We start from the raw sequence: 21,735 nt of genomic DNA, 5'->3' as shown, positions 1-21,735 counted from the left end.
TTTAGCTACGTCCCGATGCCGGTTCTGCCACTAACCGAGGCCCATCAACACCCAGATCGTTCCGGATCTGAATAATGGTCATTGCACCGGGAATGCCATCCACTGCCAACCCACGCAGTTCCTGATACCAGCGCACCTGATCGGCGATGCCTAATCGTTTGATGCGCTCACCCTCCTCCGCATTGTCGGCATAACGATCGGCAAGCTCCATCATTTTAGAGCTGATCCAGAGTTTTTCACCCTGTTTACCAGAGTAGACGCCATCCTCATTCTTATATTCCGGCGCACGCCACAGGATCTGGAACTTACCAAACCAATAACGCTCAATTTGTCGGAATTCGACGGCAACCAATCCGTTGGCCGTTTTTATCAAAGCTTTATCACCATCCAACGCCTGCAAAACAATCTGAACTTCCGGCCTGGAACCCATCCCCAAGCTCAGAATGGCGGGACGGTTAAGGAATTCCAACGTCCTGCGCGCACCCTCACGCTGCAAACATTCCAAACCAACATTTTGAGCGTGTTGGCAAGGATACGGCGCAACTTCAGGGTAATAACTAATCCCCCATACGTCGAAGAGTTCAACGTACGAATCGGATAAAGAGAGGCCATGCTGATCGGGCGAAAATTCTACCCAACCGGACGTGGGAGACACCTTTGTTTCTTGCTCTGATGGATCCGCCACCTCAGTCTGTCCAGTAGCTGCCACAACCCGTTCGATAACACCCGAAACAGAGTGTTCACCATCGTCATCCTTCGTCAGATATCCTTGCGGCGGTAGATCCAACACCCAAAGCGTGCCGATAACCGCGATCAGAACCGATGCAACCACCAACCACAAATGACTGACGCTGTCGCCAAACCGAGCGCGTTTACGCACCCCCGGCTTCAAGCCACCACTGACCTCCTTTGCCGCCCTTTTAATGTGTAACGCGGTAATTTGGTGCTCACCTTCCGCGTAGGCTCCCAGCAGGGCACGATCACTAATCAGATTGATGAGCCGAGGCACTCCCTGACTGGCACCGTAGAGCTTGCGAATAGCCGCAGGGGTGAACAAGTCTCCCCTCAGCCCCGCCACACTGACCCGGTATTGCAAATAGGCAGGGAGTTCCGCCTTATCGATCGCATCCAAGTGGTAACGGGCGGTAACCCGCTGATTGAGCTGGCGCAACTCCGGTAATGCAAGAATATCCTGCAACTCTGGCTGCCCCAGCAGAACGATCTGCAGCAATTTCTTTTCAGCGGTTTCAAGGTTGGTAAGCAGGCGCAGTTGTTCCAGCACATCCGCGGAAAGGTTCTGTGCCTCATCGATAATGAGAACCTTGTGACGGCCCGCCGCGTGGGCCTTCAGCAAGTCTGCATTAATGGCATCCACTAACACCTTGATGCTGGCATCCGGTGCATGAGCGATTTCCAGCTCATCACATATAGCCGACAATAACTCCCGGGCTGAAAGGCGCGGATTCAGTGTCAGGGCGATATCAACGTGCTCAGGAGCACTATCAAGAAAACAACGGCATACCGTGGTTTTACCCGTACCCACTTCACCCGTTATCACAATGAAGCCACCCTGCCCCTGCACGCCATACATCAGGTGCGCGAGTGCCTCTTTGTGGCGATCACTCAGATACAGGTATCGTGGATCAGGAGCGATAGAAAATGGCGGCTCCCGAAAGCCAAAAAAATCGTAATACATGGTTCTTAGAGCCTTGCCGAATCGCTGCTGCTGACCAATTTCAGCTCTGCAGCACGGCTACTTTGATGTTTCAGGCGCCGCACGCAGCGCTCCAGAGTTTTTGATATTCGTGCATGGGACCGAATCATCGAGATTTTCGGCCAGGTTTCCCTTTCACCCTGAAGAATCATTTCCCGCACATATTCCGGGCTCGGATTAGACAGCACATGCCGGTAATGACGAAGGGAATAATTGGGCGCAATGGTCACATCGCCAGAATAACGTTGCGCCATAATCGTATACATCTGACCGGAAAGCTGCCTCAAGAGCTCAGGCTTGAGGCGCTTGCGCAAGAAATCAAACACGCCCTGGCCATGAAACGCCACTTCCGCTTTCAGTAAGTGGGAAGGCAAATTCAGGAGAGACAGTTTCTCGTCTTGCCCCTTTTCGTTCAAGAACGGTATTACGTGGGGGTTTGTCTGGCTGACAATGGTGAAATTGACATCGTACAGGTGCATCAATCGATCGACAGGTAGATCACTGACCACGGACCCGTCTACAAACCTCAACCGAGGCATGTAAGGCAGAGTGTTCCCGTTCAAATCTTTTTTCATCAGGGTGACGGGCGGAAAAATGCCAGGCACAGCAGCACTCGCAAGCGCTGCACTCCACATCATTAAATACGGAGACGTATAGCCACTTAACAAACGGGCCTTCTGATGGGCTTGTACCGGAGAAACGCTGATATTTACGCTTCGTCCGGTGCGCTGATAGGCTTCTTCAAAGGTGTACTCTCCGATATTTTCACGGAGGCACTGCTTCAAAATGTTCTGATCCATCAACCCATCGCCACGAATCGCGCTGAATAAACCGCGCCATTTCCAGGCTTTAAGGTTGTGATTTTCTGGCACCAGCATTTCCGGTATTTCGGCGTCCGTATGCACGCCCAGAATACCCGCAATGATGGCCCCGACACTGGAACCGGCGATCACTTGTGGCAGCAGACCTTTCTCCCACAACGCCTTGACCACACCAAAATGGAACATGCCAAGCCCAGCACCTCCACTAAGCAACAGCGCCGGCCGGCCAAAGCTTGTCAGGGTATCTCGAAAGAACTGAAGCTTATCGTGCACCGAAAAGTTCGGAACAGAATGGTCGCACAAGAAATCCAACGCCTCACAAACCTGAGTTATGTACTCTTCAACCAGATGCTTGGTGCCCACCCGGGAGCGAGTGTAAAGCGCCGGGTTACCCATATTGCCCAAATCGTGGTGAAGTCCCTCACGTAAGGCTCGCTTCAAACGCTCGATATCGTTTTGCTGTCGATATTGTTTGAGATTGCAGAGCCTGTCGTAGATCAACTCGTAGTGATATAGATCCGAGGCAAAGTCTTCCTTCCATTCAACATTGCCTTCGAGAAAGTCCAACTCCAACGCGGCCGCTTTCCATTGCTCATAATTTTGAGCATCCGCCAGCAGCTTACGGAATCGGTTAATTCTCGGGTCTTTAAGCAAGATGGATCTCCCGGCAATGCTCAGAAATCTTCGAGCATCAGGTCATCTTCGTCATCATTGGCGAAGGGGTCAGAAGTGATCTTACCATCGTTAATCAAGAATTCACGACGCTGCAGAAAGGCATTTCTCACGAACGTGTACCGATCCCCAGAAATAAGCCCTTCGGCCGGAATAAAGTCCGCTCGTTTATCAACGATCTGCAGCCCTCGAAGATAATAAGTTTCCGGTTCTTCAACAGAGTCCCAAGCCGAAGGCAATGCCAAGCTATCGGACGCCAAGCCCGTGAAATGCCGGGGAGTCGACGGCCCCAGAAACGGCAGCATCAGATACGGCCCCGAGCCCATCCCCCAATGACCCAATGTCTGGCCAAAATCTTCCGGCCGTTCAGGTAGATCAAAGGCCGTTGCCACATCAAAAATGCCGCCCAGACCAAATACGGTATTGAAGGTGAACCGTCCAAATGCCACAACTGCCGACTCACCTTTCAGCTGTAACAGGCTATTACTGAAGTTACGGATTTCAGTCAGATTATTAAAGAAGTTTGTGACCCCACGATCCACAACACCTGGCGTTACGTTACGGTAAGTCTTAGCCACAGGGCGAAGAAACCAGTCGTCCACGGTTTCATTGAACGAAAACACGCTTCGGTTCCAGTTTTCATAGGGGTCCGCCTGGTTCACGGGCGCTGCGGGCTGACCAACGGGTTCCTGCGCAATCTGGGCGACCGCAGGCGCCACGCCCACGATAGCAAATAGCACCAGCATTGACGCTGCGAATATCGAATACCGAGTAGTCGTTTGAGTCATTTCAATCTCTTGGGTTGTTTAATCTAATTCCATTAGTCGACAATACCGGCGTTGAATTCTTTTTATATAAGTCATCCGGAGGAAATTTAATGTCAGTTCAGGGAAACCTCGTCAGCTCCCTTGCCATGTCGTTGCGTTGGGGCGACATGGATGCATACGGCCATGCCAACAATACGGTTTACTTCCGTTTTTTTGAGGAGGCTCGCATCGTCTGGTTGGGCGAACTGCAGTTCGGAGGCAGCGAAGACCCAACCGGCCCCGTTATTATAAAGACCAGCGCCACCTTTCTGAAGGAATTAACACACCCGGCCACCGTCGTGGTGGAAACATACGCGGGCAAAGCAGGAAATACCAGTCTGGATACCTACCACTTGCTCAAAGATGCTGACACCGGAGATGTGTATGCGGAGGGGTATGCAAAGATTGTGTGGATGGATAAAACAAGCAGGAAGTCTACTCCGCTACCAGGCACTCTGAGAGCGCTGGCAGCGGAATAAGAGACATCAGCGGTGGCGTACGACCACGCTGCCGATGGAATAGCCGGCACCGAAGGAGCAAATAACACCCAAGTCGTCGGCTTTCAAATCCTCTTTATACTTATGGAACGCAATGATTGAACCGGCCGAGCTGGTATTGGCGTATTCGTCCAAAATCACCGGTGCTTCTTCAACGGTAGCATCGCGGCCCAACACTCGACGGGCAATCAGCTGATTCATATTCAGGTTGGCCTGATGCAACCACATGCGAGCCAGATTGTCCGGCGCCAATTCCAAAGACTCCAGATGATTCTGGATTGTTGACGCCACAAGCGGAGACACCTCTTTAAATACTTTCCGCCCTTCCTGGATGAACAACTTGTCCGGTTTGCCAACGCCGGATTCATCCGCGCGGTTCAAAAACCCAAAGTTGTTCCGGATATTGTTGGAAAACTTGGTCACCAGACGGGTACCGATAATCTCGAAACCCTGCCCTGGTTTGACGTCTTCCTCGCGCTCCACGAGCATGGCGGTGCACGCATCACCAAAAATAAAGTGACTGTCCCGATCCCGGAAATTCAAATGGCCGGAGCAAATCTCCGGGCTAACCACCAGAACCGCACGGGCCGTTCCATTTTCAACCGCGTTAGCCGCTGCCTGCAAACCGAAGGTGGCAGAACTGCAGGCCACGTTCATATCGTATGCGAACCCTTGAATACCCAAGGCTTGCTGTACTTCAATAGAAACCGCTGGGTAAGCACGCTGCAAATTGGAGCACGCGACGATAACGGCATCCACATCAGCCACTGTTTTCCCGGCTTGCTCTAGCGCTTCATTGCAAGCAACCACGGCCATTTCACACTGTACTGAGGGCTCATCGTTGCTGCGATCGGGAATATGGGGAGTCATACGCGTTGGATCGAGAATACCCTCACGATCAATAACGTGGCGGCGCTTGATGCCAGAGGCTTTTTCGATGAACGCAGAAGACGAGGGTTGCAGCGCCGCTAGCTCTCCGCGGGCTATCTCTTCCGCGTGCTCCGTGTTGTGCAGATCCACATACTGATTGAAGGCTTCAACCAGGTCGTCGTTTTCGATGATGGCGGGCGGCGTATAAAGGCCGGTTCCGCTGATGACGGCTTTAATCACAATAACCCCACGTCATGGTTATAGAAATAGTTTTTGACAATACACTGCCAGAAATACTAACACAGTCCTGAAGATTTGCCCGTTGGACTATTGGCTGCATGCCCTGACGACCTCGATTAAACCTTGGTGACAGCCCACTGTTTGTCGAGGCGCTTAACCGACACGGTCATGGCGGTGCCTAGCTGTTGAGCAAAAAATGATACCCGATATTCTTCCAGCATCCAGCGATAAAACTCCAATTCCGGATCACACACACCCTGGCGCTTCTGCTGTTCAAGTTTCTTGGCATAGCGAGTCCAAAGCGCCTCAATACTATGCAGAAACTCACGCTCTTTCCCCATCTCCCTCGGCATCTTCTCGAGGCGGATCAGCGCCGCCTCAAAATAGGTCCCAAAACGGGCCAGCCATGCGGAAGGAGTCTCGACAAGAAATCCAGGATAGACAAGATGTTGAAGCTGAAACTTAATGTCAGCCATACTGTTAGCTAGAGCTAGGTTGATCTTGCCCTTCAACTGCTTTGCCACCTTCTGATAGCCGATCATGGCCGCATGAAGGCGCTCGTCCGCCAGTTCCAGCGCAGGAATAAAATCCCCGCGATGCTGATCAAAAAACTGATCAAAGCTATCCGGGTTTCGAGGAACTTCTCCTGACAGAAAATGCTCCATCACAGCGGCCACCAGCAAATCATCCAACAGCGCTTTAGCTCGCCCCACCGGCGCAAACATCAACGCCGACTGTTTAAACTTGGGTAACCTGCGTTCCAGATCCGTCAAAGTGCTGCCAAATCGATTAATGATCAACCGTGCCACACCTCGGCGCATGGTGGTTTCGGCAGTCAACGGATCAAGGCACCGAATCGCCCGTACCTGTTTACCCAAGTCTTCCAGTGCCGGGTAAACCGTCACTTGCATGCCGCCTTTTTCCGTCTGAACCCGTTCCGGCAGCGTTCCAAACTGCCAGTCCGTGTGTTCAATCACCTTCGCCTCATCCGTGTCATCCGATGCAGCGGTCGCCAGCGCGTGTTCCGCCTGCCCTCCAAGCTTTGCCTGAAGGTCATCGGCACTGCGGCCTTCCGCCATCACCTTGCCCTTGTTACCGGTGACCTTCAGATTCATCCGCAAATGACGAGGCAATTCTTCCTCTGGCCAGGCTTCAGGGTCAATCCGCACACCGGTCATTCGGCGCAACTGATCCGCCAGCTTGGCGGTTAAAGGCTCATTGCCAGGCTGCATGTTTTCTAATGCTGCATCCACAAAGTCCGGAACCGGTACAAAGTTTCGGCGCACCGATTTAGGCAAGCCTTTAACCAGCGCGATGCACTTTTCCCTCAACAAGCCCGGCACTAACCATTCCAAACGGCGGGCTGGAATTTGTTTAAGAGCCATCAACGGCACATTCAGCGTAACGCCGTCTCGCTCACTGGTCGGCTCGAACTCATAGCTGAGCGGGTACTTTGCACCTTCCCATTCCAGATAATCGGGATACAACGAGTCTGCAGACTGGTCGACCGGGCGCTGCATCACATCCGCTTCGGTAAGCTCCATATTTCGCAGAGCTTCAGCGCTAAGATTCTTCCACCAGCTTTCGAAATGCCGGCCGCTAACAATGTCATCCGGTAAGCGTTCATCATAAAACGCCACTAAGACTTCATCATCAACCAGCAGGTCACGACGCCGAGTCTTCTTTTCAAGATTTTCGACGGTATCCAGCATATCGCGATTGCGGGCGATGAAAGGTGCCTTTGACCGCAATTCCCCTTCCACCAGCGCCCGACGTATAAACAGATTCCGGCACTCGGCGGGGTCCACTTTAGCGTAGGGAATGCGGCGCTTGGGCACCACGTCCAGTCCGTACAGGGTGACCTTTTCGTAGCCCATTACCTGTGCGCGCTTTTGCTCCCAGTGCGGCTCGAAAAAGTGGCGCTTAACAATGTGTCCCGCTAAAGGCTCAACCCATTCCGGCTGTACACCCGCCACCATGCGGGCGAACACCTTGCTCGTTTCAACAATTTCTGCCGCCACAATCCACTTGGGGCCGGATTTAGCTACTTTTGAACCCGGGAAAATCATCACCTTGCGATTACGCGTCGCCAAATATTCCCGTTTCTCCACTTTAATGGCGATCTGCCCCAACAAGCCCGCCAAAATGGGCTTATGAATGGCATCATAGTTTGCCGGCTGCCGGTTCATGGTGAGTTTCTGATCCCGGCAAATTAACGTGAGCTGCCGATGGATATCCCGCCACTCACGCATGCGCATCCAGCTCAGGAAATTCTTCTGGCACAGTTTTTTGAGCTGATTCTGGGACAGCTCCTGACGTTGTTCTTCAAACCAGTTCCAAATATTCAGCAGTGTCGCAAAATCCGATTCTTTGTCATTAAACGGTGCATGGGCTTGGTCCGCGGCCTGTTGTTTCTCTTGCGGGCGCTCGCGAGGGTCCTGCACACTGAGGCCCGCAATGACAATCAGAACTTCTGCCAAACTGCCATGATCCGCCGAGGTGACCAACATTCTGGCCAAACGAGGGTCCAACGGTAAACGAGACATGATGCGACCGAGCTTAGTTACCCGCCGCTTTTCATCAACGGCACTGAGTTCTTCCAGCAGTTTGTAACCATCATTAACCTGTCGACGATCCGGCGATTCCAAGAACGGGAACTGTCGAATTTCACCCAATCCGGAGGTGGCCATCTGGAGAATAACCGAGGCCAGGTTGGTGCGCAGAATTTCCGGATCAGTGTATTCAGGCCGGTTAATGAAGTCGGTTTCATCATACAAGCGGAAGCAGATACCGGGCGCGACCCGGCCACAACGCCCTGCTCGCTGGTTCGCACTAGCTTGAGAAACGGGCTCTATCGGCAAGCGTTGAATTTTTGAGCGCACGCTGTAGCGACTGATTCGGGCGACACCGGTGTCAATGACATAGCGAATACCCGGCACCGTCAGCGAGGTTTCCGCCACATTAGTCGACAGCACAATGCGCCGCCCTTTGTGGGACTGGAATACCCGATTCTGTTCTTGATTGCTTAAGCGGGAATAAAGCGGCAGCACTTCGGTATGGCGCAATTCTGCGTGCCGGAGGACTTTACTCACCGCTCGAATTTCACGTTCACCCGGCAGGAACACCAACACGTCGCCCGGAGGTTTCTTTTCCGTACGCTCGTGTTGCTCAATCTCTTCAACTGCGGCCAGGATGCCATCGGTCCAGCCTTGATCCTTATCGTCTTCATCACCGACTAACGGGCGGTAACGAACATCAACGGGATAAGTCCGACCACTAACCTCAATGACCGGAGCCTTATCGAAGAACTCACTGAAACGATCCACCTCAATGGTGGCCGAAGTGATGATCACCTTAAGATCCGGGCGTTTGGGCAATAGCTGCCTGAGATAGCCCAACAGGAAATCGATGTTCAAACTGCGTTCGTGGGCTTCATCGATAATCAGCGTGTCGTAGCGATCCAGAAACCGGTCATGCTGGACTTCCGCCAGCAAAATACCATCGGTCATCACTTTGATTTGAGATTGCTCCGAGGTGTTATCGGTAAATCGAACTTGATACCCCACCCGCTGACCAACTTGCTCGCCCAATTCCTCCGCAATGCGACCAGAGACGCTGCGCGCCGCAATCCGCCTGGGCTGTGTATGCCCAATTAAACCGCGGGCACCTCGGCCAAGGTTAAGGCAAATCTTAGGAATCTGTGTGGTTTTGCCCGATCCGGTCTCACCCGCAACAATAACAACCTGGTGCTCTTCAATCGCTTTGCTGATGTCATCAACCCGCGCACTAACAGGTAACCCCTCAGGGAACGTGGCGGGTTTATGCAATGCCCGACGCTGACGAACTTTAGCTTGGCCCTGCTCCAACCAATCGTTCATCAGGGCCAGATCTTTCTGACCGGGCAAGCCTTTGCTACGGCCCAAACGCCGAACAATACGGGCTGCTTCTTGCTGATTGCAGTCAGCAAAGTGACGTTTGAGTGCTGCCACCTCCGCTTGCGGGTCGGTCACATTGGATGCGGAAGCGTTGTTCGAGGTTGAATCAGACATTACTCGCCATTGGCTCTCAAAGTTTCGTTCGGGGGAATCAGGCGCCACAGTCTAGCCGGAAAGCCACACCGTATAAACACAAAAACCCTGCCGAGGCAGGGTCTTTAAGTGCAGGGAGAACCCCTGCAGAGGTGTGAACTTAAGCGTTAGCTTCTTCGTCTCGCAGTTCACGTCGAAGAATTTTTCCCACGTTGCTCTTAGGCAGTTCTTCACGGAACTCGAAGTGCTTAGGAACCTTGTACGCAGTCAGGCGCTCACGACAGAATTCTTTCAGCTCGTTCGCAGAAACGCCTTCTTTGGTAGCGACCACGTAGACCTTAACTGCTTCACCACTCTTGGCATCATCAACACCGACAGCCGCACACTCAACCACTTTTGGATGGCTGGTCACTACGTCTTCGATTTCATTTGGGAAAACGTTAAAGCCAGACACAATGATCATGTCTTTCTTGCGGTCAACGATGCGAATGTAGCCGTCTTCCTGGATCAGCGCAATGTCGCCAGTCTGAATGAAACCGTCGTCGGTAAAGGATTGACGGGTATCTTCAGGGCGCTGCCAATAGCCGCGCATAACCTGAGGGCCTTTAACGCAAAGCTCACCGGGCTCACCCACGGCGGTTTCGTTGCCGTCGTCATCAATGGTCTTGACGATAGTAGACGGGATCGGAAGCCCGATAGTACCCAACTTGATGGCGCTGCGGGGGTTAAAGGTAACCACCGGAGAGGTTTCAGTCATGCCGTAACCTTCGCTGATTTCACAGCCCGTGACACGCTCCCACATCTTGGCTGCGTCGCTGGTCAGAGCCATACCGCCGGAGGCCGTCAGTTTCATACCCGAGAAGTCCAGCTTCTGGAAATCTTCGTTATTGCACAACGCCACGAACAGAGTGTTCAAACCGATAAAGGCCGAGAACTTCTGTTTCTGGAGCTCTTTCACAAAACCCGGGATATCACGCGGGTTTGGAATCAAGACGTTATGAGCACCGGCTTCCAGCATGATGCCGCAGTTCAACGTGAAGGAGTAGATGTGATAGAGCGGCAGTGGCGCAATAACCACTTCCTCACCTTCAGCTACCTGATCTTCCAGCATCGGGCGAACCTGAGTCAGGTTGGCAACCAGATTGGCGTGAGTCAGCATCGCACCTTTCGCGACACCGGTTGTGCCACCGGTGTATTGCAGCACGGCAAGATCGTCGAGTTTGATATCAACCGGGCTAAACTTCTCTCGGGCACCCGCACTTAAAACCGCTGGCAGCTTATGGGAACCCGGAATGTTGAACGGAGGCACCATCTTTTTAACGTGCTTCACCACCGCATTCATCAGCTTGCGTTTGATGGTCGAATGCATGTCAGCGACTTCGGTTACGATAACGTGCTCGATGCCGGTATGCGGAAGTACTTTCTCGGCGTTTTCCGCCATATTGGCAAGAACGACCAGCGCTTTAGCACCAGAGTCGTTAAACTGGTGTTCCATTTCCCGCGTGGTGTACAAAGGGTTGGTATTCACCACAATCAAGCCAGCACGCATAGCACCAAAAACAACCACCGGATATTGGGTGATGTTCGGCATCTGCACTGCAATTCGGTCGCCAGGTTTCAGGTCGGTTTTGTTTTGCAGCCAAGCCGCGAAGTTGCGACTCTGAGTATCAAGATCTTTGTACGTCAGAGTGACGCCAACCGCAGTGAACGCAGGCTTTTCTGCGTACTTTTTAACGGCCTGTTCAAAAACATCTACCATGTTTTTGTACTTGTTGAGATCTACCTCACGGGGGATGCCCGCAGGGTATTTATCTTGATAGAACTGCTCAAAATCCATCACCATCTCCTGTTTGATTGGTGGCATTCGGGCCAAAAGAGCAACCCGACTAAAGTCTCAATCCTTAAAAGTGGTGTGAGAATAGCAGTTTTGGAAACGATGAGGTAGCTTTCAGAAATCTATCCCCTTGGAACCACCCACGAGCCCTTAACGAGTAGAGGTCACTATGAGCGACACCCTGGACATTCTCGAAAACATTACCTACAACGAATTGAACGAAGGTGATTCTGCAACCTTTACCCGCACTCTCACGGAAGACGAACTGGTTTTGTTTGCCGCTGTATCCGGTGACGTAAATCCTGTGCACCTGGATTCGGAATTTGCAGCCGACACCATGTTCAAAGAGCGCATCGCTCACGGCATGTGGAGTGGTTCTTTAATCTCCGCAGCTCTGGCAACCGTCATGCCGGGCCCAGGCACTATTTATCTGGACCAGACCCTGTCGTTTAAACGCCCGGTTAAGCTGCACGACACCCTGACCGTGAAACTAACCGTTTCTGAAAAAGGCGCAAAAAACCGGGTAACGCTGGCTTGCGATGTTCGTAACCAGAACGATGACCAGGTGGTTGTCGGCGAAGCGAAAGTGATTGCACCGACCGAAAAGGTGTCTCTGCAAAAACCCCGCTTGCCGAAAATCACGATCGAAGGCTAACGGCTTAGCCCGGAAGGAAATCGATAGGGAACTGAACTTTCCGGGCGGTGACTCGAGCCGCCCCGAAATCAAACATTTGCACCCTCATTGCAATCCGCTGCTCCAGTGCGGGATTGCTCAACTCAGAGGCCACAATCCGGCAGGCCGATACCGATCCGTTCGGTTCGATAATCAGTTCCAGTGTGACCTTTCCTTCAAGGGTAGGATCTTTTCGGAGTTCTCGTTTATAAAGCGAGTACAGCACGCTCTTCTGAGCATCAAAGACCTGCCGAATATTACTCATAGCCCTTTGTTGAGCGGGATTACGAGCCGGTTTCGCGGCTTTCGCCACGGCAACCTCTTCAGGCACCTTAACTTCAGCAACCTGATGCCCGGCTACAGCGACTTCACGTGCGGGGCCCTCTTGTGTTTCTACGCCTCCACTGTCGGCCAGCACGTCAGCGCCCAATGGTTCCGCGGACAACTCGGTTGCTTCGGCTCCGGTCACGTTAGCCCTCAGATTGCGGCTATCCTTTGGCTGATCATCAGTCAGAGCCTGCAAACGGTTTTTCATCGCAAACAAGCCCGATCGCGATGCGGTTTCACGAGCCTGCTCCGTGGTTTGAACTGGCGGTTCCCCATCTTCCCTAGAGGGCCGGGGTTGCTCCAGTTTGGGCTTAGGCTTGGGGTTCGCCTGAACATCATCTTGCACTGACTCGGGCTCGGGTTCTTGACCTGGCTCGGGCTGTTTCGTTTTTTCCACACGAGGTGGCACGACTAACTTTGCAAGCCTCGGAGGAATCCGTTCCGCTTCAGCACGATCAAGCTCCGGAACATCTAGATAGGGAATCAGCGCGGCGGGCACCATGAACAGGCCGAGCACCAACACAACAATGACCCCAAACCGCAAGCTCTCGAGTCGATCACGACTCCAAGGCAAGCGGGTGCCACTGCGACCTTTGAGGCGATCAACCATTGCTCACCTCCGCCTCTACCGCGAGCCGAACGTGACGAAACTGTTCATCAACACAGGTTTGCATAATCCGGCGCAGCAATCGGTAATCGGTATCCCTGGCTGCCATGATGGTGATTTCCAGGCCTTGCTCCGGTATCTCGCTCCAGCGGCTTCGACGGTAGGCCAATTCCTCGGACAATCCCGCTATCCGTGTGTCGGCCGCGCTGATTCCTTCGACCGTCGCGACTTGGCGGCCTTGAACGAGTACGGAGCGCCCGCTGACCTGAACCGTTAAATTTTCGACCGCTTCTTGTTGCGCAGTCGAGGTCGGCAAGGGAACGTCTGCGTTGTTTTGCATGACTTTCACGTCAGAGGAATTCACCATCAAAAAGAACACCAGAATGGTGAAAATATCCATCAACGACACCAGATTCAGGCCACCGGCTTTGTGCATCCGGCTGTAGTGTCGTTTTCGCATCTGGGCCCTTCGGGCGGTTTTCATACACCCTCCCCTTTAACGGTTTCCGAGCTTTGCGCCAACACTCGGTTTTCAGTCGCATCCATCAGCGAAACATCGGGGAACAGCTCGACTTCAACGACGCTGGTCGCCAAAACCGCAGGATAAGAGCGCACGGTATCCATTACCGAAACCAACGTTTGGTAATCAACGTCCGGCCCGACCTCCAGAATCACATCCGTTTTGCCCGGAACATGATGCTTGATCTGCTGCAACACCAAACGGAGCCCTTGGTAATCTTGTGCCGCCCCCTTAACAGGCAATGCCTCAATCAATCCGCGTTCGCTATCGGCCACCTCCAACCCGGCAGGGATCACAGTAACAACCAACCGGAACTCATCCACGGCAGGAGCTTTACCCGCATCCATTGCCGGAAAATTAAGCTCGATCATGCGAATCTGACTGAATACCATGCCCAGCAGCAATACGGGCACAAGAACGATCATCAAGTTCAAAAACGCAGTGATGTCCAGCTCCGCTTCGGAGGTTAGCCGGCGGTGTCGACGTCTCATATCGCCCTACTCCTGTTCAATCTGGCTTGGGGATCTACAGCGTCACGCTGTGGCGCTGCGTGCTTCTGGCTCAGACACAATGTTCAGGAGTTTGACACCGGCCATTTCGAAGCTGTCGACGATTTCATTCGTACGGGTTTGCAGTAACGCGTGGAACAGCAACAAGGGAATAGCTGAAATCAAGCCGAATGCAGTGGTGTTCATAGCCACGGAAATACTTTCAGACAGCAAGCTCGCTTTTTGCGCAGGGTCTGCTGCGGCCACAGCGGTAAAGGCTGCGATCAAGCCAATAATAGTCCCGAGCAGCCCAAGCAACGTCGCCACGTTCGCCAGTGTCGCCAGATACTGGGTTCGCTTTTCCAGTCTGGGAAGCACTTCCATTAGTCCTTCTTCCATCGCGTACTCGATATCTTCACGCCGACTGTTATTCAGCAGTCGGGCAATGCCGGCACCGAGAACAGAGGCAATAGCGCTGTCCGAGCCACTAGCAGCCTTCATCGCTCGGGAATAATCACGTTTTTGCAAGGCCGGCAATATGCCTCGCTCGAAGGCCGTACGGTTTCGCCGGCGAACCGAACCGAGATAGATGAATCGTTCCAACGTAATTGACAAGCCTATCGCCAACACAACGGCAATCGGGTACATGAAAGGGCCGCCTTCCTGAAAGAATCGGATAATGGTGTCTAGCATGATGTTATTCTCCGTTGTTACTGCTGAGTCACGGTTTAATCTGGGCTGAAGAAACGTCTGTTGGCTCCAACACCAGTGGGTTCAGGGTTTCCCGGAACAGGCGATGGTTTTCCACGGCTGTTCCGGAAACTGATTGTGTTAGTTCAGGTATTTTCTGGTTCAATTCGGCTCTCGCCCTTCGCGGCAAACTGGGGGCTTGCCACGGCAAAATGTAGAGTATGCGAGGGTCATTCTCGCCCGAGTTCGCTGATATTCCGGCCACTTTCAAGACCGAACGCTGAGGCACATCCACTGTTTTTTCCGTATCAGCCCAGGCGGGCAACCCGACGGTCGGAACTAAGCCAAACAGCAACACTGCCCCGGCAACCGAACGCATCATTGAAGCCTCCGTTCCAGATCCACAATCCAGCCGGCCACAGCCTTGTCTTCGGTGACAGATAACTGCTGATAACGCTGATAGTGAGCCAGTGCTTTATCCAGTTGAAGCAGGTAAAGCTCCGAAATCACGGCAAGGTTGTAATGCAACTCGGCAGTTTCAGGTGAGGCGTTCACCCCTTTCTCCAAAAGCGTCACAGCCTCCGAAAATCGGTTCGCGTCTTTGAGCGCAAGCGCAAGATTATTTACCGTCACCACGTCCGCTGGATTGAGCTCGACCGCGCTCTGCCAGGACTGGATCGCGGATTCAACCTCGCCTTGTTCATAGGCTCGCCTGCCCTCACGTGCAAGAACTTCCGCCTGTTCGGGTGAAGGCACCGGTTGCGTTTGAGCCTTATCGTATGAAGACCCCTTATGAGTTGCAGCACAACCAGATAACGCGGCAACCGCCAACAGCATCAAGCAGATCCCTGCGTTGCGAGTACAATCAAGCACCATCATTCTCCTTCGCTGCCCAAGTCATCCAACGCAAATTTCGGCGGTACCGGCCCGGATGCATGACGGCTAGCGTATCCAGGCTCCGCGCAATCCATTTGTCATAGCCGTGTGCGCTGATTTTTTGGTGATTTTGGGTGTGCAGCGCCATCGCCCTTTCTTCCAGCGGGTATGCTTCTTCCTCAAGCAACATCTGATACTGCATGGTTTCCAGTTCATTGAGCTCAGCCGGCACCTTAGACGCCATCAAGTCTGCAGCCAGCAAACGGTATAGCTCAGCTCGCCTGAACAGCACCTCCGTCACCACGGCCTTACCCGCAAACGCCTCAGCCTCCTGCAGATAGTTCTGCGCTCTTTCGAGCACCGTTTGTTTTCTAATAAGGGTTTCTTCCAAAGGGTGCACCAAAGCAATGGACGCGAACTCGTCCGCAGCGCGCGCTCCGAGAATCAAGGCGCCGTCGGCAGCCCACCTTAAGGTTTCGTCGGAGTGCCAATGACTCTGAGATTCAATGGCGACCAAAGCCTGCAACGTTTCAGAATCGGTTGCCCCAGACTCAATCAATCGTTGGCGCATCGTTTGTTGCTGCACATGGTCACCAGCCGTTGCAGCGACTGGCGCAACAGCAAGCCACTCGCGATATAACTGATTGCGACGTTCGATCTCATTCGAGCCGTGGTAAATCGCCGCTGCCCGCAAACGTTGTGGCCACGGATCCGACAAACGGGAGGCGGTGGCAAGGAGTTCTTTCGCCGCTTTTAATGGCTGGCCAGATCGTTGATAGGAATGCACCAGCTTTTCGCTGATTTGCTCGGTTAACGGATGGTCAGAATAATCGGACCTGAACCGGTTCAGTTCGTTGATGGCGGCGAGCCATTCCGAGGCCTTCAACAAAGTGTTGGCAGCATCAAATCGCGATTTTATGGCCAACTCCGAGCCGGGCAGCACAGTCACCACACGTTGAAAATGAGCGACTGCCAAGGTTGAGTTACCCGCCGATCCGGCTTTCTCGCCCTGCTTGTAAATCGCAATGCCCAACTGCTCTCGGATATCCCGTTGCTCGTGTAAAGGAATCGCCAGTAGGCTTTGCGTTTCTGCAAGAGTGCGCGCTTGCCGCCACGCACGCTCGGCCAAACCGTACGCATTTTTCTGTTGCTGTACGCGGGCAATCACCAGCCAGGCTGCATACCGTTGTTCGGCATTTGCCGAGTCCCAACCCAGTGTTTTCTTGGCGTAAGCAAGTGCGTTCTGAGTGTCAGCCCGAGCATACCAACGGTTAGCCAAATCGGCGCGCAATGCCGACAAACGCTCATCCACACCGAAGGCTTCTGAAAAACGCTGCTCTTCTGAACTTAACGCTGCTAAGGCTTGTTGATCGCCGGCTCCTTGGCCCGGCGTTACTAACGTTCCTCTCAGCAAGGATATGGCCGCCCAACCGGCTTCACTTGCGCGTTCATAGCCCCGGCCGTATGCGGCGCGCCGGAAGTTATCCAACGCTTGCTCCCGCTGTCCTGCCTGCAACCTTGCGTCACCTGCGAGGTGCATCAACTCACCGCGAGCAGCTGAACGGGCTGCCAGTGTTTCAAAATAATCTGCAGCGGTGGCCCATGAACGACTAGCCTCAATCCCCTTGCCTTCAGACTGACACCTCGAAGCAGAGGCGTAATAAAAGTCCGCCAGAGAACGACCATACTCTTGCCAGCGCTTTTGATGATCAAAGGTCAATCCCCGGTAGTTGTTGGCCGGAAGATACCGCTTCACGAAATCAGCTTTGGCTTCCCGGACCCGGCCGGGCTCTCCGGCCATCGACCAGAATTCCACATTCTGAGTGATGAAATCGGGTTGCGATGCATGTTTCGGGTACGCCCGCACAAAGCCGTTGTTCACCGCTACCGCTTGGCTATATCGGCCTTCCACCGCGTGCAGGTCTGCCAGCCGGTCGTAAAGAAGATAGAACCACGGCGAATTGGAACGACCCACCAGCCAACGCTCCAGGGTTTGCTCATTGTTCAAGCGGGAAGCCATCAACCCCATCACTCGAAAGCTGTCCTCTACCATATCCAGGCTGGCGGTGATCGGGTCACGAATTTGTTCTGCGCCCGGCAGCTGTTCATCCAACAGTGTCATGAAGGTTTTAGCTGCCCGGTCCCAAGCCTGCTCGCCCTGCTTGAATTGACTCCATCCCTTCATGTAACGGGATTTGGTGGCAAGCTCTGAATCGGGCCGAGCCTTGAGCAACGCTTGGTAACCGTTTTCAGCCTCAGGGTAGCGGCCGGCGGAAAACTCGGCCTCAGCCATGCGAAATCGAGCCTCTGGTACCAGCTCGGATTTTGGATACATCCCTACCAGTTGCCGCAAACGCTGGATAGATTCTTGCTGTTGCCCGGTCAAGGCATGGGCTTTGGCCATTTGATAAAGCAGCTCATCCAATCGTCCCGAGAACGAACCTTGAGACAGAATTTTTTCATAACTACCCAAGACGTCTTCATATATTTCAGCTTCCTTCGCCTCCGAAAAGCCAATATTCTGAACCGAGCGATCGCGAATATTATTCAAGCGATTCAGCGCGTCGATTCGAACCTCCGGTTCCCCTGAATCTTCAAACAGCTTCTGATACCGGCGAGCGACTTCAGCGGGAGAAATTGCGGGCAAGGGGCGCGTTTCAAATGTTAAGAATACGGGCCGCATGTCGCCCAAAGTTTCACCGTCTTTCCCCAGCTCTACCCGAAATGATTCCTGTGCGGACAGATTGGTATGCCCTATGGCTACCAAAACCAACAGGGGTAGAAATCGTCTAAAAACGAAACGCGAATTCATTGTGCACCCTTCCCCAACGTCTCTAGGGCGAGGTATTCATACAGGTGCGCAATTTGCTGTTCCGTTTTATCCATCGCCTGCACCATCAACTGATATTGATGATCAACAAATTCATGTGCCAACGTATCCAACGCATCCGCCGCGCGCGCTCTTGCCTCATTAACTTGGGCTTGTAACCGGTTCAAGTGATCCTTCAATTTCCGGGTATCAGTGAGCGTGCTTGCTATGATGGATGCAGCGTTCCCGCCTTCTAACCACTCCGTTGATGCAACAATAAATACCGAAAGATCATGAGCGTTGCGGTTTAATTGAGCCGTCATCTCATCCAGAAGCGCCACCCTAAGAACAGCCTTCTGGGCATTAGCCTGCTCAAAGAATTGCAACAGATAAGCCATACGAGGCTGAGTCAACGTTCGGCTATCGGCCAGAAACCATTCCGTTCCGGTGTTTCGGGCATCTTCAAGTAAGGCTTTATACGCTCCGTGTTTTTCTATCCTTTGGGCTAGCTTGTTCAGCGTCACTCTTTCACCCTGATAGGCCGCATGTGCAGCCAACCACGCATCTCCAGCCTGCCCCGGATACCCTGCCATATCGAAGCCCTGCCCCATGCCTATCCAGGCCTCTGTCACGCCGGGGAACGCCAATGGAAATTTCTTGGCACGATGCCAGCTTTGCATGGCGGCCCGGTGGCTGCCTTTGTTCGACAGTGCTAAACCGTGCAGGTACAAGGCTTGAGGCGCGTAGTAGCTATCAAGCGTCACCTTCTCGAATAGATGGATAGCTTTGTCGTGCTCGTCGCTTTTGAGCGCCAGGTAACCGGCACGAAGGTGGAGCTGATTGAGAAGATTTCTCCGACGCGCTTCGTTGGTATCTTTCGCAGCCATCGCCATGGCTACGCGCAGCGATACAAGCGCCCTGCTTGAGTTCAAATCGTCCCGGGCGAAGTCATTGGCAAGATTGAGATAACCCAATGCCGCCCAGTAACCCTCATTCATCTTGGCGAGATAGCGCCCTGCTATGTCTGTTCTGCCCTTGCGCCGTTCCTGTTCCGCTAATTCGAACATCTCTTGGTCTCGCTGCTCACGATGCAGGCCCTTGGCCTCTGTTCGCGGAACGAAATGATCCGATACCACCGATGTACTCGCATCACCAGTGGATGAGGCAACTTCTTCAGAAAAGAGCGCTTCGGGTTCGAATTCAGGTGCTTTGGCCCGCAGAGTCATATGCAGTTGTTTCAGGACTGGCGGCTTAACAAACCGGTGAACCAACTCCCGGCGAACAAATCGATTGTTCTCTGCGCGGGCATTGACGACGGCTTTAAGGCGATGAGGACCGCTCGACAAATTGCCTTGATACAGCGGCAATACCTGCCCCTGCGCCAACGCATCTCGCTCGCTCTCGGCGTAACGCTGAGATGTCACCAGCTGATTGTCGAGATAGAGTTCCAGAGAATCGACAATCAGAGTTTTCGGCGTGGAAACAGCGAAAACGACCACCACCCGGGTATCCGTATGCGGCAGCAGCTGTTGCTCTATGGTACGCACGCCATCAGTATGCCGCGCCACCTTCTCGTTGAGTTGCGCCACCCGAGTATCGATAGGTACAGCGTGAACACTGGCCACCATGAAGACAGCCAGCCATCCGGATATCCAATGCCCCAGCATCCTTGGAGCAATCCGGCACTGTTGTGATTTTTGTTTGCCGAACATAGCTGTCCCGTTGTGTCTGGCCGCAATGATGAGGGCGACCGTGTAACAATTCGAAATAAAGAGTAACACCAGCTAACAGACAAGAACGGTATCCATTTCACCAAATGGAAATTTGAGGCGATGGGATTTTAAAGTGTCGATTTATTTGACAGGTAGGAAAATCGCGAGAACGTCAAAGCGTGGGATTAAGCGAAAAGATTGTTTCCAGGCGATTGATTTCAGGTGGGATAGTAAGGAGTTGGCCTAAACACTGCTTTATAAAACATGCGGGCGCGCCAGAAGGCTGCACCCGCTTATATATGCCGAGCTTTGCCGATGCCGTAACACGCATCGGCTTTTTTCTAGGGAAACAGAAGACTATTTGGTCAGCTGTTTCATGGCAGATTCGAGGCCTTCTATAGTCAGCGGGAACATGTGGTCGTTCACCAACTGCCGGGTAACCCCCAACGACCCACCGGTGCCCCAATAACTTTCCGGCAACGGGTTCAGCCAAACCACTTTGTGAAAATGCTCGGTCACACGCTGCATCCAGGTTGCGCCTGCTTCTTCGTTCCAGTGCTCTATAGACCCGCCCGGATGCGTGACTTCATAGGGTGCCATGGTGGCATCACCCACAAAGATCACTTTGTAGTCGGGCGTGTATTTATGAAGGATGTCCCAAGTGCTTGTGGTCTCGTTCATGCGTCGAACATTGTTCTTCCACACACTTTCGTAAATGAAGTTGTGAAAGTAAAAATATTCCATGTGCTTGAACTCAAGCCTGGCCGCTGAGAACAACTCCTCACACACTCGGATGTGCGGGTCCATGGAACCGCCCACATCAAAGAAGATCAACACCTTTACGGAGTTATGCCGCTCTGGAACCATTTTAAGATCCAGGTAACCGGCATTTCGTGCCGTTGACCGAATGGTGTCATCAAGATCCAGCTGATCAGCAGCACCCTGGCGGGTAAACTTGCGCAAGCGCCGTAAGGCAACTTTGATATTACGAAGCCCTAGGGTAATGCTGTCATCCAGATCTTTGTAGTCTCGCTTCTCCCAGACTTTCACCGCCCTTCCGTGGCGGCCATCTTTCTGGCCAATGCGAAAACCTTCGGGGTTGTAACCGTTCGCACCAAAAGGCGAGGTACCTCCCGTACCCACCCATTTGTTGCCGCCCGCATGGCGCTCATTCTGCTCTTCCATGCGTTTTTTGAAGGTTTCAATCAGTTCTTCGAGGCCACCCAGCGACTCGATTTTAGCCTTTTCTTCTTCGCTCAGGTGTTTCTCAAACTCAGCCCGCAGCCACTCATCCGGAATCAATGCCTGCAACAAGTCGTCGAGATTTTCGATGCCGTCAAAGTAGGCTTTAAAGGCCCGGTCAAACTTATCGAAATGCCGTTCATCCTTAACCAGACAGACGCGGGCAAGATAATAAAACTCTTCCATATTGGCGAACGCCAGACGCTGCTGGATAGCTTCCAGCAGGTCCAGAAATTCCCGCAGACTGGCCGGTACCTTGGCACGGCGGACTTCAAGAAAAAAATCAATCAACATAAAGCGATGCTCTTG

17 protein-coding genes are annotated in these 21,735 nt (G+C 53.0%); 2 read left to right on the top strand and 15 right to left on the bottom strand.

The window, feature by feature from the left end; translation table 11 throughout:
• Position 1: 1 nt before the first annotated feature.
• From VOI14_RS04480 to VOI14_RS04470, 3 genes are read right to left on the bottom strand one after another with little or no spacing between them, the layout of a single operon-like run.
• Entirely contained in the window at positions 2-1,696 is a 1,695-nt protein-coding gene (locus tag VOI14_RS04480) for an ExeA family protein (RefSeq protein ID WP_323750828.1), read from the bottom strand.
• A gap of 5 nt (positions 1,697-1,701) precedes the next feature.
• Positions 1,702-3,189 (bottom strand): DUF3336 domain-containing protein, encoded by a 1,488-nt coding sequence (locus VOI14_RS04475; protein ID WP_323750827.1) that lies wholly within the window; start codon positions 3,187-3,189, stop codon positions 1,702-1,704.
• A 20-nt stretch (positions 3,190-3,209) separates the two neighbouring features.
• Positions 3,210-3,995, bottom strand: coding sequence for a VacJ family lipoprotein (locus VOI14_RS04470; RefSeq protein WP_323750826.1), 786 nt, complete (start codon positions 3,993-3,995; stop codon positions 3,210-3,212).
• A gap of 89 nt (positions 3,996-4,084) precedes the next feature.
• On the opposite strand from VOI14_RS04470, the gene VOI14_RS04465 reads away from it, so the two are divergent.
• Complete coding sequence (locus VOI14_RS04465) at positions 4,085-4,492, top strand: thioesterase family protein (RefSeq protein ID WP_323750825.1); 408 nt, start codon at positions 4,085-4,087, stop codon at positions 4,490-4,492.
• Positions 4,493-4,498: 6 nt separating this feature from the next.
• Here VOI14_RS04465 and VOI14_RS04460 read toward each other — a convergent pair whose 3' ends face one another.
• The 3 genes from VOI14_RS04460 to VOI14_RS04450 form a co-directional block, all read right to left on the bottom strand.
• The gene (locus VOI14_RS04460) at positions 4,499-5,620 is read right to left on the bottom strand and encodes a beta-ketoacyl-ACP synthase III (protein WP_323750824.1); all 1,122 of its coding nucleotides are present in this window, start codon (positions 5,618-5,620) and stop codon (positions 4,499-4,501) included.
• 116 nt (positions 5,621-5,736) lie between these two features.
• Positions 5,737-9,669 carry an ATP-dependent RNA helicase HrpA gene (hrpA, locus tag VOI14_RS04455; RefSeq protein WP_323750823.1) on the bottom strand — a complete coding sequence of 1,311 codons (3,933 nt, stop codon included), beginning with the start codon at positions 9,667-9,669 and terminating at the stop codon, positions 5,737-5,739.
• A gap of 139 nt (positions 9,670-9,808) precedes the next feature.
• Positions 9,809-11,485, bottom strand: a complete 1,677-nt coding sequence (locus tag VOI14_RS04450) for an AMP-binding protein (RefSeq protein WP_323750822.1) — start codon at positions 11,483-11,485, stop codon at positions 9,809-9,811.
• A 166-nt stretch (positions 11,486-11,651) separates the two neighbouring features.
• Between VOI14_RS04450 and VOI14_RS04445 the strand changes: the two genes are divergently transcribed.
• The gene (locus tag VOI14_RS04445; RefSeq protein WP_323750821.1) at positions 11,652-12,137 is read left to right on the top strand and encodes a MaoC/PaaZ C-terminal domain-containing protein; all 486 of its coding nucleotides are present in this window, start codon (positions 11,652-11,654) and stop codon (positions 12,135-12,137) included.
• Positions 12,138-12,141: 4 nt separating this feature from the next.
• On the opposite strand, the gene VOI14_RS04440 is transcribed toward VOI14_RS04445, so the two are convergent.
• From VOI14_RS04440 to VOI14_RS04400, 9 genes are all read right to left on the bottom strand, one after another.
• A complete protein-coding gene (locus VOI14_RS04440; RefSeq protein ID WP_323750820.1) occupies positions 12,142-13,092 on the bottom strand; it encodes an AgmX/PglI C-terminal domain-containing protein in 951 nt (316 codons plus the stop codon).
• Entirely contained in the window at positions 13,085-13,573 is a 489-nt protein-coding gene (locus VOI14_RS04435; protein WP_323750819.1) for a biopolymer transporter ExbD, read from the bottom strand. Before VOI14_RS04435 ends, VOI14_RS04440 begins: the two co-directional genes overlap by 8 nt.
• Positions 13,570-14,100, bottom strand: coding sequence for an ExbD/TolR family protein (locus VOI14_RS04430; RefSeq protein WP_323750818.1), 531 nt, complete (start codon positions 14,098-14,100; stop codon positions 13,570-13,572). The genes VOI14_RS04435 and VOI14_RS04430 overlap by 4 nt, the downstream gene beginning before the upstream one ends.
• A 42-nt stretch (positions 14,101-14,142) precedes the next feature.
• The gene (locus tag VOI14_RS04425) at positions 14,143-14,790 is read right to left on the bottom strand and encodes a MotA/TolQ/ExbB proton channel family protein (RefSeq protein WP_323750817.1); all 648 of its coding nucleotides are present in this window, start codon (positions 14,788-14,790) and stop codon (positions 14,143-14,145) included.
• Between the two features lie 28 nt (positions 14,791-14,818).
• Positions 14,819-15,169, bottom strand: a complete 351-nt coding sequence (locus VOI14_RS04420; RefSeq protein WP_323750816.1) for a hypothetical protein — start codon at positions 15,167-15,169, stop codon at positions 14,819-14,821.
• Entirely contained in the window at positions 15,166-15,663 is a 498-nt protein-coding gene (locus VOI14_RS04415) for a tetratricopeptide repeat protein (RefSeq protein ID WP_416361385.1), read from the bottom strand. The genes VOI14_RS04420 and VOI14_RS04415 overlap by 4 nt, the downstream gene beginning before the upstream one ends.
• A complete protein-coding gene (gene bamD / locus VOI14_RS04410) occupies positions 15,653-18,475 on the bottom strand; it encodes an outer membrane protein assembly factor BamD (RefSeq protein WP_323750814.1) in 2,823 nt (940 codons plus the stop codon). The genes VOI14_RS04415 and bamD overlap by 11 nt, the downstream gene beginning before the upstream one ends.
• Positions 18,472-20,184: a hypothetical protein gene (locus VOI14_RS04405; RefSeq protein ID WP_323750813.1), complete on the bottom strand. Its 1,713-nt coding sequence runs from the start codon at positions 20,182-20,184 to the stop codon at positions 18,472-18,474. Before VOI14_RS04405 ends, bamD begins: the two co-directional genes overlap by 4 nt.
• Before the next feature lie 357 nt (positions 20,185-20,541).
• Positions 20,542-21,720 carry a VWA domain-containing protein gene (locus tag VOI14_RS04400; protein WP_323750812.1) on the bottom strand — a complete coding sequence of 393 codons (1,179 nt, stop codon included), beginning with the start codon at positions 21,718-21,720 and terminating at the stop codon, positions 20,542-20,544.
• Between the last annotated feature and the right edge of the window lie 15 nt (positions 21,721-21,735).

It is taken from the genome of Marinobacter sp., from assembly GCF_034669625.1.
GTDB lineage: Bacteria > Pseudomonadota > Gammaproteobacteria > Pseudomonadales > Oleiphilaceae > Marinobacter.
The sequence above is the reverse complement of the archived record's forward strand: the minus strand, read 5'-3'. Positions and strand labels throughout refer to the sequence as shown.

Bases quoted from the DNA above. Each gene is read 5' to 3' on its own strand.
- VOI14_RS04480 (WP_323750828.1), bottom strand. From the start codon at position 1,696: ATGTATTACGATTTTTTTGGCTTTCGGGAGCCGCCATTTTCTATCGCT.
- VOI14_RS04465 (WP_323750825.1), top strand. From the start codon at position 4,085: ATGTCAGTTCAGGGAAACCTCGTCAGCTCCCTTGCCATGTCGTTGCGT.
- VOI14_RS04415 (WP_416361385.1), bottom strand. From the start codon at position 15,663: ATGGTGCTTGATTGTACTCGCAACGCAGGGATCTGCTTGATGCTGTTG.
- bamD (WP_323750814.1), bottom strand. From the start codon at position 18,475: ATGAATTCGCGTTTCGTTTTTAGACGATTTCTACCCCTGTTGGTTTTG.
- VOI14_RS04425 (WP_323750817.1), bottom strand. From the start codon at position 14,790: ATGCTAGACACCATTATCCGATTCTTTCAGGAAGGCGGCCCTTTCATG.
- VOI14_RS04405 (WP_323750813.1), bottom strand. From the start codon at position 20,184: ATGTTCGGCAAACAAAAATCACAACAGTGCCGGATTGCTCCAAGGATG.
- VOI14_RS04435 (WP_323750819.1), bottom strand. From the start codon at position 13,573: ATGAAAACCGCCCGAAGGGCCCAGATGCGAAAACGACACTACAGCCGG.
- VOI14_RS04420 (WP_323750816.1), bottom strand. From the start codon at position 15,169: ATGATGCGTTCGGTTGCCGGGGCAGTGTTGCTGTTTGGCTTAGTTCCG.
- hrpA (WP_323750823.1), bottom strand. From the start codon at position 9,669: ATGTCTGATTCAACCTCGAACAACGCTTCCGCATCCAATGTGACCGAC.
- VOI14_RS04440 (WP_323750820.1), bottom strand. From the start codon at position 13,092: ATGGTTGATCGCCTCAAAGGTCGCAGTGGCACCCGCTTGCCTTGGAGT.
- VOI14_RS04450 (WP_323750822.1), bottom strand. From the start codon at position 11,485: ATGGATTTTGAGCAGTTCTATCAAGATAAATACCCTGCGGGCATCCCC.
- VOI14_RS04430 (WP_323750818.1), bottom strand. From the start codon at position 14,100: ATGAGACGTCGACACCGCCGGCTAACCTCCGAAGCGGAGCTGGACATC.
- VOI14_RS04445 (WP_323750821.1), top strand. From the start codon at position 11,652: ATGAGCGACACCCTGGACATTCTCGAAAACATTACCTACAACGAATTG.
- VOI14_RS04400 (WP_323750812.1), bottom strand. From the start codon at position 21,720: ATGTTGATTGATTTTTTTCTTGAAGTCCGCCGTGCCAAGGTACCGGCC.
- VOI14_RS04470 (WP_323750826.1), bottom strand. From the start codon at position 3,995: ATGACTCAAACGACTACTCGGTATTCGATATTCGCAGCGTCAATGCTG.